Raw genomic sequence first — 18,116 nt, forward strand, 5'->3', positions numbered from 1 at the left:
AGCAAAGTCAAAGGCGCCTTGCGCATTGCAGCGGTGGACAGGCGGGCGCAAAAACTTGGCTTGGCCATCGGATTGGCTTTGGCTGATGCGCGCGCCCGTATCCCCTTGCTCGATGTACAGGACATGGATGAGGCAGCAGACGCGACATTTCTTGTGGCGCTGGCCGATTTTTGTGACCGTTACACACCATTAACGACCCTTGATGGAACCGATGGGCTGGTACTGGATATTACAGGGTGCGCGCATTTGTTCGATGGCGAGCACAATCTGCGTGCCGATCTGTTGGAACGGCTAAAAAAGGCGAAAATTGAGACCCACGCCAGCATTGCCAGTACGCCCGATGCCGCCCGTGCTCTGGCCCGTTTCGGGGGGCAAGCAATTGCTGCGCCCGGCACTGAGGCAGTGGCTGTGCAGGCTCTGCCAGTTGTAGCGCTCGGCACCAGTCCCGATACGATATCGGGTCTGTTCCGGGCTGGACTTAAAACCATAGGCGATTTGGCGGAGCGCCCTCGCCAACCCCTTGCCGCCCGGTTTGGTGAAAGCCTCATTCTGCAACTGGCCCGCACATTGGGTGAAAAGGATGCGCGCATTACCCCTCGTCGTCCTGTGCCGCCTTATCGGGTCGAGCAGCGCTTTGCCGACCCTATAGGGCTTCAGGACGATATTGCCCTGACCCTTGATACGCTGGCCCAGCACCTTGCCAATTTGCTTGAAAGGCAGGGGCAAAGCGGCCGCTATTATGAAGCCGTGTTTTTTCGTGCCGATGGGCATGTCTTTCGCATCGCTATTGAAACGGGCAATGCGCAACGTGATCCACAAATCATCATGCGCCTGTTCAATGAGCGCCTGGCATCCCTGTCCGATCCGTTCGACCCCGGTTTCGGGTTTGATATGATCCAGTTAAGTGCCAGCAATATTGAAAGCTTTTCCTCGCTTCAGACCAGCTTTGACAATATTGCGCGTCAACAAGAAGAGATTGAGAGGCTCACTGATCGCCTCAGCGTCCGTTTTGGCAGTCAGGCGGTCAAAAAATTCATAGCCGTTGATACCCATATTCCTGAAAGTGCCATGCAGATGATCCCGGCTCAGGGGGCACCGATCAAACCAGGTGTCGGTTGGGATATGTTTTCCGCCAGCGGTGCTCCCATTCGTCCCATTCATCTGTTTAACCCGCCTCAACCAATTGAAGCGCTGGCCGAAGTGCCTGATGGTCCGCCATTGCGGTTTCGCTGGCGTCAGGTTTTGCATGAAATCGGCCGTGCCGAGGGCCCTGAGCGTATTGCTGCTGAATGGTGGCACAATAACGGGTTCAGCCACACCAGCATGACACGCGATTATTATCGTATCGAGGATCGGCAGGGGCGGCGGTACTGGGTGTTTCGCGAAGGGCTTTATGGCACCGAATCGCTCATTCCCAGCTGGTTTTTGCATGGAGTTTTTGCATGAGCGACTATGCCGAACTGGCGGTCACCAGCAATTTTTCCTTTTTGCGTGGCGCCTCGCATCCACAGGATTTTCTCAAGACTGCGATTGAGCTTGGACATAAAGGCGTGGGCATTGCTGATCGCAACACGGTTGCTGGTGTTGTGCGCGCCTATAGTGCGTTCAACAAAGCGCGGGCACAATATGCCCAGGCATATGGCGCCGATACGCCGATGCCGTTCAAATTTGTGGTGGGCAGCCGGCTGGTATTTAATGATGGCACCCCCGACATTCTTGCCTATCCTCAAGACCGCGCTGGTTGGGCTCATTTGTGTCGTCTGCTTAGCCTTGGCAAGCTGAAGGCGGAAAAAGCTGGCTGTATTTTGCGGTTGGTAGATCTTTTGAACCATTGTGACGGGCTATCGCTTATTGTCATGCCGAGCCAGGTGAACCCGCAATTAAGCGCGCTCCTGCAATGCCTCAATCATGCGCGCCCGGGGGGCGTCTGGCTGGCGGCTGGGTTTTATTTCCAAGGTGATGATCGAGCCCGTTTAGCCCGTTTGAATGCTCTTGCCCAAGCCACCGGCACCCCGCTCATCGCGGTCAATGATGTGCTTTATCACAATGCAGACCAGCGCAGTCTTCAGGATGTTGTAAGCTGCATTCGTGAAGGGGTTGCCTTGGCCTCGGCTGGTCGGCTGCTGCATGCCAACGCCGAACGGCATCTCAAGTCTCCCGACGAAATGGCACGGTTGTTTCGCGATATGCCTGAAGCGCTCGGGGCGATTGACGATTTTCTAGGGTGCATCGAATTTTCGCTGGATCAAATTACCTATCAATATCCCGAGGAGCCGGTGCCGCCGGGAAGAACGCCACAGGCCTGGCTTGAAGAGCTGACGTGGCGCCGTGCGGCATGGCGCTATCCCCAGGGCATTCCAGCCAAGGTCGTTAAAATTCTCAATGAGGAATTGGCGCTGATCGCGCAACTGGACTATGCGCGCTATTTTCTGACCATCCATGACATTGTGCGGTACGCCGAGGATCAAGGCATTTTATGTCAGGGCCGCGGTTCGGCGGCCAATTCTGCGGTCTGTTATGCCCTGGGCATTACTGCGGTCGATCCATCCGAACATGATTTGCTGTTTGCCCGGTTCATATCAGTGGAGCGCAAGGAACCGCCCGATATCGACGTCGATTTTGAGCATGAACGACGCGAAGAGGTTATCCAGCATATCTATCAGCGCTACGGTCGGGATCGGGCCGGCATTGCCGCCACGGTGATTACCTATCGTTCCCGCAGCGCCATTCGCGAAGTAGGCAAGGTATTTGGTCTGACCGAAGATATTACCAGCCGACTGGCAAGTACGGTTTGGGGCAGCTGGAGCAAGTCGCAAAGCGATCTGCGGGTGCGAGAGGCGGGGCTGGATCCCGGCAACAAGCTCATTGAGCAGGTCGTGGCAATGACCGGGCGACTTATTGGGTTTCCGCGCCATTTGTCCCAGCATGTGGGTGGCTTTGTTCTAACCCGCTCCCGGCTTGATGAAATCGTGCCGATTGGCAATGCCGCCATGGATGATCGCACTTTTATTGAATGGGACAAGGACGATATCGATGAATTGGGACTGATGAAGGTGGATGTGCTGGCTTTGGGGATGCTCACCTGCATCCGCAAATGTTTTGATCTGATCCGGACCCATGCCGGACGAAACTATGATCTGGCAACGCTGCCACAGGAAGATCCTGCCGTTTACAAGATGCTGCAAAAGGGAGATTCGATCGGGGTGTTTCAGGTCGAAAGTCGGGCCCAGATCAATATGCTGCCGCGTCTGCGTCCCAAGGAATTTTACGATCTGGTCATTCAGGTTGCCATTGTACGGCCTGGGCCAATTCAGGGTGACATGGTGCATCCTTATTTACGCCGTCGCAATCACGAGGAAGCCGAGATCTATCCGTCGCCTGCGCCGCCTCATGATCCCAATGAGCTCCACCAGGTCCTGCATCGCACTCTTGGCGTGCCGCTTTTTCAGGAGCAGGCGATGAAGATTGCCATGGTTGCTGCTGAATTTAGCGCCGACGAAGCCAATGGTCTGCGTCGGGCCATGGCAACCTTTCGTCATTTAGGCACGATGAGCGAATTTGAAGGCAAGATGGTCGATGGCATGGTGCGACGCGGCTATGACCCGGAATTTGCCCAAAGGTGTTTCAATCAGATCAAGGGTTTTGGCGAGTATGGTTTCCCCGAAAGCCATGCCGCCTCGTTTGCCAAACTGGTTTATGTATCGGCTTGGCTAAAGCACCATTACCCGGCCGTGTTTGCCTGCGGTTTGCTTAATGCCCAGCCCATGGGGTTTTACGCGCCTGCACAGATTGTTCGCGATGCTCGCGAGCATGGCGTTGAGGTTCGTCCCATCGATATCAATGCCAGCCAATGGGACAATATTATTGAAATTGGGGCTGATGGAGCGATGATATTGCGGCTGGGGATGCGCCAGATTGATGGGTTCAAGAAAAGCTGGGCTGCCGACATCATGCGACTGCGCACCGCAAAGTTCGACAGTGTCGAGAGCTTATGGCGCAAGACGGGTTTGCCCAAGCATGGCCTGAAACTGCTTGCTGACGCGGACGGTCTTGGGTCAATCAATCTGGATCGCCGCGCCGGGCTCTGGGCAATCAGACGTTTGCCTGACGACAATCCCCTGCCGCTTTTTGCGGCTGCCGATGCGCGTGAGCTTGGCGATGAACCATTCACAGATTTGCCTCAAATGCCGCTTTCCGAGCATGTGGTTGCCGACTATCAGACCACACGCCTGTCATTGAAAGCGCACCCGATGGCATTCTTGCGCGGCAAGTTTGGCAAGGAAAATATCCTCTCCTGCGGCGATCTTGCCAATCAGGCAGATGGCGCGCATGTCAGGGTGGCCGGAGTTGTGCTCATCCGACAGCGCCCCGGCAAAGGGAACGCCATTTTCATGACCCTGGAAGACGAGACGGGCATTGCCAATGCACTTATCTGGGCGCGTCGTTTTGAACGATATCGCCGCGCCATCATGGGCGCGAAGCTGATGCTGATTGAGGGCAAGGTACAAAAAAGTGCTGAAGGGGTCATCCATCTCATGGCTCAGGCAGTTTATGACCGCACGTATGAATTGGATGCGTTGACGAACACGCAGTCTACAGCGCGCACCCTTTACCGCCCAACCCATCCTCGCAATGTCCGTGTCATACCAAATTCGCGGGATTTCCATTAGGATTCTGGGCCGGACAATTTGTGCGTTCTATCTCGAATTACCTTCGGTGAACGCCAGAAAACAGGTCCCGCACATCGCGGTTCTCGCCATAAGAACGCAAATTCCTACCAACAAGGCGTCCCTTCAACAAATCTCAAGACGCTATAACTCTACCAAAACATTGAATCGTGACCTCGAGTAAGGCCAAAATAGCAAAATTGGTACCAACTATGGCGAAATTGCAAAATTTTATCCCCAACACATAATATTTTGGCTAGACCAAAGTAGGCAAATTGTCTACCAATACCATCAAGCTGCTGGTGACAGAGGAGTCAGGGCAGTACGGGTGTGACCCTCGATTCAATTTGGGGGCGCTCAATGTTTGGCATTAACGGAGGATGCGATGACCAGCATATTCAGCCGGTGGGGAGCCCGAGCGGGCTTTGTTGCCGCCACATTTTTACTGTCCGCAGGCGGACAGGTTTACGCGCAGGCGGTATCCACGGACGGGCTTGCCAAGCAATTCACCAACATTGAGGCGTTTGAGGCCGCTGGCGGTTCTGCCATAGCGGCCTATCACGAGTCTCCTAAATTGACTGCCGAGGTCGAAGCGGGAAAGTTGCCGCCCGTTGCAGAGCGGCTGCCTATGCACCCGGCAATTGTCCGGCCTGCTGTTTCAATTGGTGAATATGGCGGCATGCTTTCAAGTCCTGCCACTGTGCCCAACCAAAGCTCCTGGGATACGCTCGAAATGCGTATTCAGCCGATGCTGACATATGACACTGACTACAAGACAATCATTCCCAATATCGCTGAATCGTTTGACCTCTCCGAAGATGGCAAAACCATAACGCTAAAATTGCGTGAAGGCATGAAGTGGTCTGATGGTGAGCCGGTTACAACTGACGACGTCCAGTTTTTTTACGACCGCGTCCTGACGGACACCGATGTTACCCCAGCGCAGAGCGCCGATTGGAGCGCGGGCGGCGAACTCGTCAAATTCGAACGCGTTGACGACTATACGTTCAAGTGGGTTTTTGCTGCGTCCAATCCCGCATTTCTGGCAAAGCTCGCCACCGAGCGGGCCTACACCGGCATTGTTCCCAAGCATTATCTGGAAAGATTCCATCTCACTACCAATCCAGATGCAGAAAAGCTGGCAAAGGAACAGGGCTACGATAATTGGAAGGCCATGATGTTGGCCAAACTGGAACCTTACACCTATACTTGGTACGGGGATTCCGATCTGGACCCGGGTCAGCCAACGATTGAAACCTATGTCTATAGTTCAATTGATTCCTCGGGCAACAAGACGTTTACCCGCAATCCATACTATTTCAAAGTTGATACTGCCGGCAATCAATTGCCCTATGTTGATGGAATGCATCGACTTTTGGTGGCCAATATCGACGTGCAGGAATTGCGCGCGATGGCCGGGGACTATACGCACTTCGGGTGGGGCGCTTTGGCCAATTACACCACCTACAAGAAAGGTGAGGCAGCCGGGGGCTATCGCACCAATCTACTCGAATATCTGCGTGGCAATGAAATAACATTTGCCTTCAACGTTACCCACCCGGACCCGATCAAGCGCGAGGTGTTCGGGAATCTCAAATTCCGTGAGGCAATGTCCGTTGCCATAAATCGCGACGAGATCAACAAATTGGTCTATTTCGGCAAGGCGAAGCCGCGCCAGGCCGTCCCTGTGCCTAACGATAGCTTCTATGAAGACTGGATGGAGGATTATTACGCTCAATATGACACCGACCTTGCCAACAAGTTGTTGGACGAGGCGGGGTTGGACAAGCGCGATGGTGACGGCTTCCGCCTGGGACCCGACGGCAAGCCGTTCACGCTCGAAATGATTGAAGGCGCTCCCGAGCCTGCATGGGTTAAATCCATGGAGTTGGTCGCCAAATACTGGAACGAAGTGGGTGTGCGCACCCAGTTCAAAATGATCCAGACCCAACTCTTCCGGGAGCAGCGTAAAGCAGGTCAACTGGACGTGCCAGCATGGGCCTATGACGTCTCTGAGATTAGCATCTGGGCCGGTAGCGATCTGGTGCGGTGGGTTGCACCTTACGCTGATGGTGCAGTCGAATGGCGGACTTGGATCGACAGTAATGGCGAAAAGGGGACTGAGCCGCCAGAAGACGTGAAACAAGCTGCTGCCGATTACGACGAGATGCTCAAACTTACCCTTGATGATCCAAAGTTTGCTGAACTGGGCAAGAAGGTTTTCACAACCCAGATCAAGAATCTTTACGTGATCGGTACCGTTGGTCTGCCTCCGCAGCCGGTCCTTACGAGCACCAAACTGCAAAATTCGCCCGATGACAGCGGGCTGTGGTCCTGGACTTATCGCCAGTGGGTGCAGTTCCGTCCAGAGCAATTCTGGTTGAAGCAGTAAATACGAACAATAGCGTCGCCCCCTCTTCGCGATGGGGCGGCGCGGTCTTCAAATTCGGGAGGCTGTGATGGCGCGCTACATCGGTTATCGCATATTCTATGCCCTGGTCTTATTGGTACTGGTCTCGATGGTGTCATTCCTCGTGATCGAGTTGCCACCGGGCGACTACCTGTCCACAGTGATAGCCAAGCTTGAGCAGACTGGTACGGCGCTATCTGACGAGCAAATTGCGGCCATGACCCAACAATACGGGTTGGATCTGCCCATCCACATGAAATATCTGAAGTGGATTTCGGGCTTTTTCGTCGGTAATTTCGGATATTCGTTCGAGTGGGGACGCCCGGTTGCTTCCCTGATCGCTGAACCGATGGTCTTGACGCTGTTCATAGCCATTATCATCGTGTTTTTTACCTATCTGATCTCCATTCCAATCGGCATTTACTCTGCGACCCATCAATATTCGATTGGGGACAATGTCGTTACCGTCTTTGGTTTCTTGGGGCTGGCGACACCCAATTTCCTGGTTGCCGTTGTCATCCTGTTTTTCGGGCTGCGCTGGTTCAATGTCGATCTAAGCGGTCTGTTTTCTTCCGAATATCTCGCAGCGCCGTGGAGCTTTGGGCGGTTCATCGACATGATGATGCATCTGCCGGTGCAGGTCCTCGTGGTCAGTACCGCCCTGTCGGCCAGTCTGATCCGCGTGATGCGCGCTTCTCTACTGGATGAACTGCAAAAGCAGTATGTGGTTACCGCGCGCGCCAAGGGTGTCGACGAGACGGCGTTGCTATTCAAATATCCTGTGCGGCTGGCGCTCAATCCGATCATCAGCGAATTCGCGATGATCCTGCCGGCGACAATATCTGCCGCAACGATTACCGCAGTCGTGCTGGGTTTTCCGACAGCCGGTCCCATGCTTTTGCGATCGCTGATCAGTCAGGACATTTATCTGTCCGCCTCGATACTCATGATGATGACCTTCCTGGTTGTGATCGGCAGTTCGCTCGCTGACTTCCTGTTGGTGACTGTCGACCCACGAATTCGACTGGATAAGAGTGCTGACCGTGGCTAGTGACACAGAAACATTGGCGATAGAGCCAGAGGCAGACATTGCGAACGACGACTACTTTGCGTCGCAATGGACGTTGATGTGGCATAAATTTCGTAAGCACAAGCTGGCGATGGTCGCCTCGGCGATCCTGATTATGCTTTATATTCTCGGGATATTTTCGTCGTTTTTTGCGACGAACGAACCCGATCAATATCATCAGGACTATGTGCTGGCCCCGCCGCAAGGCATCCATTTTGTGGATACGGAGGGGAATTTCAGTCTTCGTCCCTTTGTCTATGGCATTGCTTCAGATATTGACCCTGATACCTGGGAAACGATCTATAAGGACGACACAACCCAAAAATATTCGCTATCGCTGTTTCCCAAGGGACATTCGTACAAACTATTTGGCCTGTTCAACCTGGATCGCCACTTCATCGGAGTTGAGGGTGAAGGCAAATGGTTCCTGTTTGGGACAGATGAATTCGGGCGTGACATGTTCTCGCGCACTTTGGTGGCGAGCCAGATATCGCTTTTCATCGGCATTATCGGGGTGTTCCTGAGTTTCCTGATCGGCAGCACCCTGGGTGGCCTATCGGGGTATCTTGGCGGTAAGGTTGACATCTTCATCCAACGCCTGGCTGAGTTCGTGCTGGCCATTCCTACAATTCCACTCTGGATGGCGTTGGCGGCCGCGCTGCCATCGACGTGGAGCAGCACGCAGGTGTTTTTCGGCATCACCCTCATCCTATCAATGGTGGGGTGGGCAAATCTGTCGCGCGTCGTGCGCGGCAAGACGCTGGAGCTACGCGAATCCGATTTTGTGCTGGCAGCGCGGTTGATGGGCGTGCCGACGATGAAAATCATCGTTCGACACATCCTGCCGTCCTTTGCGAGCTATCTGATCGTCAGCATCAGTCTTGGTATTCCGGGCATGATCCTGGCCGAAACCGCACTTAGCTTCCTGCAGATTGGCATCAAGCCACCTTCCGTGAGTTGGGGCGTACTGCTGCAAACAGCGCAAAGTCCGCGAGCGCTCTCGGAAAGTCCATGGTTGCTGATCCCTGGAATTTTCGTCGTCGTGACGGTTCTTTGCTACAATTTCATTGGCGATGGTTTGAGGGATGCGGCAGATCCGTACAAATAAATGCTGCTAATATTATCACTTACTCTGTTTGTTATTGTTTCGCTCAGTCTGTTGTTCTTTTTCCTACGGTGGTATTCGGAATTTGTTTTCAGAAATCTGGTTTGGCGTAAGCACAATGAGGCCGAATATATGCTTTCGACCGGCGCGGCACCTCTCGCTTGGCGGCGGAAGCTGATTGTCAGGGCTGGCGGCGGGCGTGCGGGGAAATGGTTTGCGATGGCACGGTCGAAACGCCTGATCAATTATTTCGAGCGAACGCCGTTGGTGGACGGACCTGAGACGCGGGGCGCTTTGGTGGGACAACTCAAAGACGTCAGGCGGCAGTGGGCAGGCATGAGCTGGTCAGACATATCAGACCCCCAATGAGCCGGGATTTGATAAAATTCAGGCCGCTTGCGGGCGGTGCGGAACGACAATAGCCGACGCGGCGAGATGCCGGGTCTTAACGTGTCGGGAGGACGTAACGAATGGACGATTTGCTCAAAGTTGAGGACCTGAAGGTCAGTTTCCCGTTGTTCAAGGGAACACTCAAGGCGGTCGATGGCGTCAGCTATTCAGTTGGTGCCGGCAAATCGTTGGGGATCATTGGGGAAAGTGGATCTGGCAAGAGCATTACGGCGCGCGCCGCAATGCGTATCATTCCGCGACCGGGCGTCATAACCGACGGCAAAATCCTGCTTGATCCGAGCCAACTCAAGCCCGAGGCGCGGGTGGAAACCTGGCACGGTAGTGATTTTTCCAAGCCGATTGATCTGGCAAAAATGCATCCGGGCGGCGCAGCTCTGCGCAAGGTCCGCGGCGGCGTCATCAGTATGATTTTCCAGGAGCCGATGACCTCGCTTTCGCCCGTGCACACAATTGGAGATCAGATTACCGAAGCGATCCTGCTGCACCGCACAACGGATAAGAAGGAAGCCAAGGAAATTGCGCTTGAAATGCTGGATCGGGTGCGAATGAGCAACCCGGCACAGCGCTTCAGGGAATATCCGCATCACCTGTCGGGCGGCATGCGCCAACGCGCCATGATTGCCATGGCACTGTCGTGCAACCCTTCGATCCTGATTGCTGACGAGCCAACGACGGCGCTTGATGTCACCGTTCAGTCGCAAATTCTGCAGCTGATGAAGGACCTCCAGAGCGAGTTCAATATGGCGATACAATATATCACGCACGATCTGGGCGTGGTCGCCGAGGTCGCCGATACGGTCGCTGTCATGTATCTGGGACGGGTGGTTGAGAGTGGTTCGGTTCGCCAGGTACTCAAGAATCCACAGCATCCCTATACCAAGGGTCTGATCGGCAGCGTGCCGCAGATGGCCCATAAATCAAGCCATCGATTGCAGACAATTCGCGGCAGCGTTCCGGTTCCGATCGATCCGCCACGCCGGTGCGGTTTTGTTGACCGCTGCGACTTCGCGATCAAGGGAAAGTGCGATGTCCATATTCCAGCGCTGACGCCGCTATCGTCGGGACACGATGTTCGATGCTTCCTGCACAGCGACAAGACCGAAGCGGAAAATTCGTCAAAACCACATGACATTGCTGGAGCCGCATAAGATGGAAGCTTCATCTCAAGAGACTGGCAATGAGCCGCTTTTGGTCGTTAACGATCTGAAGAAATATTATCCGGTCAATGGGGGTTGGTTCAAGCCGCCCTCAGAATTGAAAGCGCTCGACGGGATCAGTTTTACTCTGGAACGTGGCGAGACGCTGGGACTGGTTGGCGAAAGTGGGTGTGGGAAGACGACGTTGGGCCGCTGCATTCTGCGCGCCATCGAGCCGAGCGGGGGCAAAATCGAGTTCCTCAACGGTCGCACATATATGGACATACTGAAGCTGGATACCAAATCGTTGCGCGACCTGCGGGCGCAAATGCAAATGGTGTTTCAGGATCCCTATGGATCGCTTGACCCCAGAATGACGGTTTTCGACATCATTGCGGAACCATTGACGACGAAAAGTCGCATTTCGGGGAAGAAGCTTACTGAGCGCGTCGCCGAACTGATGGAAATGGTTGGGTTGGAGGTTAAATTCCTCAACCGATATCCCCACGCGTTCAGCGGCGGGCAACGGCAGAGAATCGGGATTGCGCGCGCGCTGGCGACAAATCCCGAGCTTGTGGTGTGTGATGAGGCGGTATCGGCGCTTGATGTGTCGGTTCAGGCGCAGATATTGAACCTGCTCAAGGACTTGCAGCAGGAATTGGGTATTACCTACCTGTTCATTTCACACAATCTGTCGGTGGTGCGCCATATCTCGGACCGCATTGCGGTGATGTATCTGGGTCGGCTGGTCGAGCTGGCCGAGTCCGACCAAATGTTTGAGAAGCCGATGCATCCCTACACCGAAATGCTGCTTTCGGCCATTCCAAGCCCAGACCCCGACGTCAAGCGACAGGCGGCAGTGGATGGCGAAGTGCCAAATCCGGCAAATGTGCCGCCGGGCTGTGCGTTTTGTGATCGCTGCAAATACGCAATTCCCAAGTGCCGAACCGAGAGACCCGAATTGCGGGCGCTGCAGAACAATCATTTGGCTGCGTGCCATCGGGCTGAAGAACTCAGCCTTGTGGGTGCGGTCTGATCATTCTTGTTGGAGGAAATAGTGCAAGAAAAGAGCTTGAGTGCTGCGTCCAGGCGCGCCGGGACCTATCGGAGCGAAGGGGCGGATTGGTACTGCAATTTTACCTATACCCAACTTGTTGGCCTTGGTCCTGAAGTCGGCATTCATCGACGCGATCCCAGCAGCATCCTGCTGGTCGATGGGGTGCACTATGTCTACTACACGCGCTCAAGTGGCCCTCATTTCGGCCGGGGCCAGCTTGGTTCAGCAACCAACAAGTTGTTCCCCTGGGATTACGCCGACGTCTATTATGCCACCAGCAAGGACGGTATCGTGTGGCAGGAGCAGGGACCGGCGATCACGCGGGGCTCAGCAGGTTCGTTTGATGCACGCACGGTGTGCACCCCAGATGTGCTCCAGCATGAGGGAAAGTTCTATCTGGTCTATCAGACGCAGTCCGATCGATCCTCTTACGATTCTGCCCGCTCTGAAAATATCGGCATGGCCATCGCTGATAGCCCAACCGGCCCATGGCGCAAGGTGGACAAACAGATTCTCGCACCTATGGACGATGGTGTGTGGTTTGGCGGCGAGGGTACATACAACAGCGGTAATTTTGCAGGTGTAACGCACGATCCAAGTCTCTATTTCTACAAGGGTGAGTTCTGGCTTTATTACAAATGCGGCTCAGGGGCGTCGTTTGATGAGGGCCCCAAGCGCCACAAACACTCCGGACCAGATACCCGTTGGGGTGTGGCGACGTCTGCCAACCCTGATGGTCCCTATCAACACTCGCCTCTGAACCCGATTACCAATAGCGGACATGAGACGATGCTGTGGCATTACAACGATGGCATTGCTGCGCTTTTGAACCGGGACGGTCCGGAGCAGGATACGATCCAGTGGGCACCTGACGGGATCAACTTCGAGGTTATGGCCCATGTCAGCGCGACGCCGCAGGCCGGCGGTGCTTTCCGATCCGGAAAAGAGGAAGCGCACCCACTCGCTGGCATGCAATGGGGTCTATGTCATCTTGATGAACGCGGCGCGCACTGGAATTATCTGATGCGTTTTGATGCCGACCAACGACAGGGCTACAGGGTCGGTTTTTCCTATCCACCTTCAAGTGCGGGCGGCATTTTTTAGGCCCGCAACCGCACCAAAAAAACTTGCGCCAAATACCGTGAGGGGGAGTGGAACGATCAGCGCACCGCTGCATCGCGCGGCGACGTCTGCTCTCAATTTGTAACAAGACGATTGTAAAGTCCATCGGAGGAAGAGATGACCACACTGAGCCTAGCCACAAAACGCGCCGAAAACTATCCGGAAAAACAGGGCGAATGGTATTGCGGTTTCAGCTACACCCCGTTGATCGGGCTGGGGTATGAACCGGGTGTACATCGCCGGGATGCCAGCTCGATTATTCGCGTCGATGGGCTTTATTATGTATATTACACCCGATCTGTCGGCCCTCATTTTGGTCGAGGTGTCGGTGATGGAACCGAGCATAAAATATTCCCCTGGGATTACGCTGACATCTACTTCGCTACGAGTGCCGACGGCATGGTCTGGGAAGAGCAAGGGCCGGCGGTAGCACGCGGTGAACCCGGCAGCTTCGATGCCCGGACCGTCTGCACGCCCGATGTGCTGGAGCATGCGGGAAAATATTACCTCGTCTACCAAACGCAATCCGATAAGGAACCTTATGCGTCGGGGCGCTCGGAGCGGGTAGGCCTGGCAATATCGGACAGCCCGCGTGGACCTTGGCGTAAAATTGAAACGCCAATCCTCACACGCATGGACGACGGGGAATGGTTCGGAAAATCCGACAACTATAATAGCGGCCTGTTCGGCGGCATAACGCACGACCCCAGCCTGTTTTTCTATCAAGGCCAGTGGTGGCTTTACTACAAGTGCGGGTCAACCAAGGAGATGCAGGGCGGCAAACACAAGTTTGCCGGCCCCGACACTCGCTGGGGTGTGGCGATGTCCGATAAACCCGAGGGCCCCTATACTCATTCTGAGTTCAACCCGATCACCAACAGTGGCCATGAAACGATGTTGTGGCACTACAAGGGTGGTATCGCGGCTCTGTTGAACCGCGATGGCCCGGAGTCCGATACAATCCAATGGGCGCCCGATGGGATCAATTTCTCGATCATGGCTCATGTGCACAGCACGCCGCAGGCCGCAGGCGCGTACCGCCCCGCCAGTTCCGACGGGCACCCGCTTGATGGCATTCGTTGGGGAATGTGCCATTTGAACCAGCAGGGATCACAATGGAATTATATGGTTCGGTTTGATGTGGATCCGCGCCATAGCCATTCGATCGCAATGGGATACGCCAAATCCACCATTGGTGAGATCTAGCCACATTGGGGTGCCGCAGAACATTACCTGCTGGCGCTCCAAGACTGCTGCTGAGGGTGAAATCGCGTGAAAATGTCCCCCGACCTTACCGTCAACCTTAATGAGGATACTCGAGTATGACTCGTAGTCTTGCGTCGCAGCGTGCGGCAAACTATCGAAAAAATGGGGCTGAGTGGTACGGCAATTTTACCTATACGCCGATCGCAGGACTGGGCCCTGAGGTTGGCATTCACCGCCGGGATCCAAGTAGCGTGCTGCTGGTCGATGATTTGTATTACGTCTACTACACACGATCAGCTGGGCCCCATTTCGGTCGTCAAAGCGCCGGCGCGGGTCGAGCAAAATTGTATCCTTGGGATTTTGCCGACATTTACTACGCGACCAGCCTCGACGGCATCGTATGGCAGGAGCAGGGACCTTCGGTTCAGCGCGGTCCCAAGGGGTCGTTCGACGCAAGAACGGTATGCACGCCAGACGTCCTCGAGTACGAGGGCAAATTTTACATGGTGTATCAGACACAGTCGGACAAGGCGTCCTACTTCACTGGCCGATCAGAGAGCGTCGGAATGGCGATTGCGGACAAGCCAGCCGGGCCATGGCGCAAGTTCCGCGAAGAAATTCTAACTCCTATGGAGAACGGGGACTGGTTCGGCAACGACGATAGCTACAATAGTGGCACGTTCGTTGGGGTAACGCACGATCCGAGCCTATATTTCTACAAGGGCGCGTTCTGGCTTTACTACAAGTGTGGTTCAGCTGCCGATGCTGTAAGCGGGGTGAACCCTCATAAGCATTCGGGCCCCGATACCCGGTGGGGCGTTGCAACATCGGTTCGTCCGGAAGGCCCCTACACGCACTCGCCTCTGAACCCGATCACCAATAGCGGCCACGAAACCATGCTTTGGCATTACAACGGAGGCATCGCCGCCCTGTTGAACAGAGATGGGCCGGAGCAGGACACCATCCAGTGGGCGGCGGATGGAGTCAGTTTCGAGTTGATGGCGCACGTCAATAACACGCCGCAGGGCGGTGGCGCTTTCCGCTCCGGTGAGGAGGAGGCACACCCACTTGCAGGCATTCAATGGGGTTTGTGTCATTTGGATCAGAGAGCGGAAAAGTGGAACTGCCTGATGCGTTTCGATCTTGATCCTCGCCAAAGTAATCGCGTTGGTTCTGGATATCCAGCATCCAACGTTGCCAGTCTGTTTTAGGCTTCCCCTCGTTGAAACGTCAGGACAAAACATAATGCGCCTACTTGTTGCCGAAGCAATGCTGTCAAAAATTTTGAGTGATCGCGCACGGGAGGAAGAGTGGTGGGATAAACTGAGGCGTTCGCGGCCTGAACTCGAGATCGAGTTTGTTGATAGTCAGGAGGCGCTTTGCGAACGCATTCATGATGCTGATGCCGTTGCGGGATTTGTGTCGGAGGCGGCGTTAGCCCGGGCCAGCAAGCGTCTAGTCTGGGTCCATTCCTGGGCGGCGGGGCCGCAGGATCAGCTATACCCCAGCTTTAACCAGACCAATATCACGCTGACCTGTAGCAAGGGTAACGGGGCAATTCCTTTGGCCGAACATGCGATACTGATGATGCTGATGTTGGCCAGGGATATGCCTAGCTACTGGCAGGCGCAGGCGGCACGACAGTGGTCAGGCCATGTGAACATCGAACTTGCTGGCAAAACCTGCGCCATTTTGGGGGCAGGCCACTCGGCAAAGGAACTGGCAAAGCGAGCGCGTGCCTTTGGCATGAAAGTTTTGGCCTATCGGCGAACCCCCACAAGTTCGCCCGAGTTTGATCGGGTCTGCGGCGGGGATGAATTGCAAGGCTTGCTGGCAGAGGCAGATTTTGTCGTCAACACCTTGCCGCGGACGCCGCATACCATCGGTTTGATTGGCGCTGCTGAGCTCGATTGTATGAAGCGAACCGCCTATTACGTCTGTGTGTCGCGGGGGGCATCGTTCAGGATGACGCGTTGATTGCTGCGCTGCGTGAAAAGCGCATAGCAGGCGCGGGGCTGGACGCGCATCTGGTGGAGCCGCTCGACGCTGATAGCCCGTACTGGGACTTGCCAAACACCATCGTGACGCCACACGACGCTGCCCACTGCGTTGAGACCCACGAGCGAGGTGTCGCCATTCTGATTGAAAATGCAAAGCGCTTCGGCTCGGATCGACCACTTGTCAATGTGGTTGATGTTGAGGTGGGGTACTAGCCGGCCGCCATATTTCAAGGAAAGCGGATATTCCCAAATCAGTGACACCAGGGGCAGCCAAGGCATTGGTCTGGTCATTGGGGCAGCGATTGCAAGGCAAGGCGCAAATGTAGCCTTGATCGCGCGCGACCAGGATCGACTGGATCGCGCGGTGGCCGAGCTGAGCGAATCTAATGGGAAGGTGATCGGGATTGCTGCCGATGTGACCAGTCTGGATGATGTTGAGCGGGCGTGTGCCGAATGTAACCAAGTCAACGGGCCCGTTGGCTTATTGGTCAACAATGCGGGCCTGCATAAGGGCTGTGGTCCATTCCGGGAAATCACTGCCGAGGCTACCTGTGTGACCGGTTATGCTGTCGGCAAGACAGCGATGATGCGCTTTACGGAGAGCGTCGCCCTGGAGCATCACTGTGTTTTTGCTTTTGCCCTGCTGCCTGGATTGGTCAACATGCCGGGCAATCAAGACAAGTTTAAGCGCGAAGCCGAAATGCTCGAAGCGAAATCACGGCCGCCTGAAGATGCTTCCGAGATAGCCTTGGCGTTCGCTAGCGGTCGGTTCGATGAATTGACGGGCCGCGTTTTCCGGGCGGGGGAAAATATGGATACCATTTTGGGCGATACCAAAAAATCATCGAGAGTGATCTCAGGCGGCTGGCCGTGCCTTGAGGCGCACGAGCGATCGGAAATGGCACGGCAACTGGTGCCGCGCCAATCTATAATTTACGCCAGCGTGAGAATTCCCCACATGGACAAATGTGGGACCCGGATCACGGTTTCCTCACCTTGTGAATTGATCTGAAGTGCCACTGGCTCTACGCCCGGCGCATAAAATCTGGCTGAAGTAAACGCGCGCCCGGTCAATGACCGGCCAAGGGCAATATCAACGTCATTTTGAACCGTGAACGCGTCGTCATCATGGTCGAGATTGAAATTGACGAGGTGCAGAATTAGAGGTGCGCTAGCGTCATCCTTGTTCTCGCGCGCCTGAACCACAATATTGTCGGCCCCATGCACCGAAATAGAGGGGGTGATGGTGCTGAGTAACTGCTCGGCATTGGTCCAAGTGATTAGCTTGGTGCCGATTTCATCCAGTTTTCTGGTTTGTGCATCGTTAAGGTATTCCTTGTCAAAGCACACGACGGCGTCAAGGTTGGTCAGATCCTCAGACAATAGACTGTCCTTGATCCAATCATCCCCAGCCACGATATATCGATGCGGAATATTGGCGTGGGTCAGTGCGGCGGTTGCATCAACTATCGCGGTCGCCGGTGCGCTGCGTTGAAACTGTTCCTTGGAGTATTTTCGAGAGACCCCGTTGCTGAAGATCAACGCGACTTTTGCGACCGCCTCATACCCATCAAAAAGCTGCGAATAGTCACGAACGAAGTGATAGAGGTCCTCATAGTCGCCGACTTTGCTGTGATACCAGTGATCGGCCTCATTGGTAATTCTGATCGACCACATTTTGGTTGGAACCATGAACACATGGCCAAACGCGTAGGCTTGTGCAATCCATAGGCGTATTTTGGCGATGCGATCGTCCAGCCTGGCTGGCTCGAAGTCTTGCGGAACAGCTGTAATCGCCAGTAACCGTTCAATGGCGTCGGCCAATTTGTAGGTATGGATGACGTCGCGCGGAAATACTTCGTCCTTGTTGCCAAGATATTTCATCTCATTAGTGTAGAAGTCGTGTTGATCGACTGCGTACATATAAGAAGCA

12 protein-coding genes and 1 pseudogene are annotated in these 18,116 nt (G+C 54.8%); 12 read left to right on the top strand and 1 reads right to left on the bottom strand.

All coding sequences use genetic code 11. From position 1 onward, the window contains the following. The first annotated feature begins 33 nt into the window (after positions 1-33). The 12 genes and pseudogenes from PSQ90_RS10740 (at position 34) to PSQ90_RS10795 (ending at position 17,195) form a co-directional block, all read left to right on the top strand. The gene (locus PSQ90_RS10740; protein WP_282213033.1) at positions 34-1,446 is read left to right on the top strand and encodes a Y-family DNA polymerase; all 1,413 of its coding nucleotides are present in this window, start codon (positions 34-36) and stop codon (positions 1,444-1,446) included. Beyond that, positions 1,443-4,670, top strand: a complete 3,228-nt coding sequence (locus tag PSQ90_RS10745; RefSeq protein ID WP_282210313.1) for an error-prone DNA polymerase — start codon at positions 1,443-1,445, stop codon at positions 4,668-4,670. Before PSQ90_RS10740 ends, PSQ90_RS10745 begins: the two co-directional genes overlap by 4 nt. 382 nt (positions 4,671-5,052) lie before the next feature. Next, on the top strand, positions 5,053-7,059 hold the full coding sequence (locus tag PSQ90_RS10750; RefSeq protein WP_282210314.1) for an ABC transporter substrate-binding protein: 2,007 nt from the start codon (positions 5,053-5,055) through the stop codon (positions 7,057-7,059). Positions 7,060-7,126: 67 nt separating this feature from the next. Next, positions 7,127-8,128 carry an ABC transporter permease gene (locus tag PSQ90_RS10755; protein WP_282210315.1) on the top strand — a complete coding sequence of 334 codons (1,002 nt, stop codon included), beginning with the start codon at positions 7,127-7,129 and terminating at the stop codon, positions 8,126-8,128. A 13-nt stretch (positions 8,129-8,141) separates the two neighbouring features. Further along, the gene (locus PSQ90_RS10760) at positions 8,142-9,254 is read left to right on the top strand and encodes an ABC transporter permease (protein ID WP_328517546.1); all 1,113 of its coding nucleotides are present in this window, start codon (positions 8,142-8,144) and stop codon (positions 9,252-9,254) included. 467 nt (positions 9,255-9,721) lie between these two features. After that, entirely contained in the window at positions 9,722-10,810 is a 1,089-nt protein-coding gene (locus PSQ90_RS10765) for an ABC transporter ATP-binding protein (protein WP_282210317.1), read from the top strand. 1 nt (position 10,811) lies between these two features. Continuing rightward, on the top strand, positions 10,812-11,834 hold the full coding sequence (locus PSQ90_RS10770) for an ABC transporter ATP-binding protein (protein WP_282210318.1): 1,023 nt from the start codon (positions 10,812-10,814) through the stop codon (positions 11,832-11,834). Between the two features lie 21 nt (positions 11,835-11,855). Continuing rightward, entirely contained in the window at positions 11,856-12,959 is a 1,104-nt protein-coding gene (locus PSQ90_RS10775; protein WP_282210319.1) for a glycoside hydrolase family 117 protein, read from the top strand. Between the two features lie 135 nt (positions 12,960-13,094). Further along, on the top strand, positions 13,095-14,183 hold the full coding sequence (locus PSQ90_RS10780) for a glycoside hydrolase family 117 protein (RefSeq protein ID WP_282210320.1): 1,089 nt from the start codon (positions 13,095-13,097) through the stop codon (positions 14,181-14,183). A 116-nt stretch (positions 14,184-14,299) separates the two neighbouring features. After that, complete coding sequence (locus PSQ90_RS10785; protein WP_282210321.1) at positions 14,300-15,394, top strand: glycoside hydrolase family 117 protein; 1,095 nt, start codon at positions 14,300-14,302, stop codon at positions 15,392-15,394. A gap of 397 nt (positions 15,395-15,791) precedes the next feature. After that, positions 15,792-16,396 (top strand): annotated as a pseudogene (locus PSQ90_RS10790) (NAD(P)-dependent oxidoreductase). Continuing rightward, on the top strand, positions 16,377-17,195 hold the full coding sequence (locus PSQ90_RS10795; protein ID WP_282213034.1) for an SDR family NAD(P)-dependent oxidoreductase: 819 nt from the start codon (positions 16,377-16,379) through the stop codon (positions 17,193-17,195). The pseudogene PSQ90_RS10790 and the gene PSQ90_RS10795 overlap by 20 nt, the downstream one beginning before the upstream one ends. Here PSQ90_RS10795 and PSQ90_RS10800 read toward each other — a convergent pair. Beyond that, positions 17,117-18,106 (bottom strand): hypothetical protein, encoded by a 990-nt coding sequence (locus tag PSQ90_RS10800; RefSeq protein ID WP_282210322.1) that lies wholly within the window; start codon positions 18,104-18,106, stop codon positions 17,117-17,119. The two genes, PSQ90_RS10795 and PSQ90_RS10800, sit on opposite strands and share 79 nt — an antisense overlap. Positions 18,107-18,116: the final 10 nt, after the last annotated feature.

Origin of the sequence: Devosia rhodophyticola, from assembly GCF_028816475.1 — a bacterium.
Classification (GTDB): domain Bacteria; phylum Pseudomonadota; class Alphaproteobacteria; order Rhizobiales; family Devosiaceae; genus Devosia; species Devosia rhodophyticola.

What these genes read in the sequence shown, in the direction of transcription:
- PSQ90_RS10800 (WP_282210322.1), bottom strand. Translation starts at nt 18,106, where the DNA reads ATGTACGCAGTCGATCAACACGACTTCTACACTAATGAGATGAAATAT.
- PSQ90_RS10785 (WP_282210321.1), top strand. Translation starts at nt 14,300, where the DNA reads ATGACTCGTAGTCTTGCGTCGCAGCGTGCGGCAAACTATCGAAAAAAT.
- PSQ90_RS10780 (WP_282210320.1), top strand. Translation starts at nt 13,095, where the DNA reads ATGACCACACTGAGCCTAGCCACAAAACGCGCCGAAAACTATCCGGAA.
- PSQ90_RS10765 (WP_282210317.1), top strand. Translation starts at nt 9,722, where the DNA reads ATGGACGATTTGCTCAAAGTTGAGGACCTGAAGGTCAGTTTCCCGTTG.
- PSQ90_RS10750 (WP_282210314.1), top strand. Translation starts at nt 5,053, where the DNA reads ATGACCAGCATATTCAGCCGGTGGGGAGCCCGAGCGGGCTTTGTTGCC.
- PSQ90_RS10770 (WP_282210318.1), top strand. Translation starts at nt 10,812, where the DNA reads ATGGAAGCTTCATCTCAAGAGACTGGCAATGAGCCGCTTTTGGTCGTT.
- PSQ90_RS10795 (WP_282213034.1), top strand. Translation starts at nt 16,377, where the DNA reads ATGTTGAGGTGGGGTACTAGCCGGCCGCCATATTTCAAGGAAAGCGGA.
- PSQ90_RS10755 (WP_282210315.1), top strand. Translation starts at nt 7,127, where the DNA reads ATGGCGCGCTACATCGGTTATCGCATATTCTATGCCCTGGTCTTATTG.
- PSQ90_RS10745 (WP_282210313.1), top strand. Translation starts at nt 1,443, where the DNA reads ATGAGCGACTATGCCGAACTGGCGGTCACCAGCAATTTTTCCTTTTTG.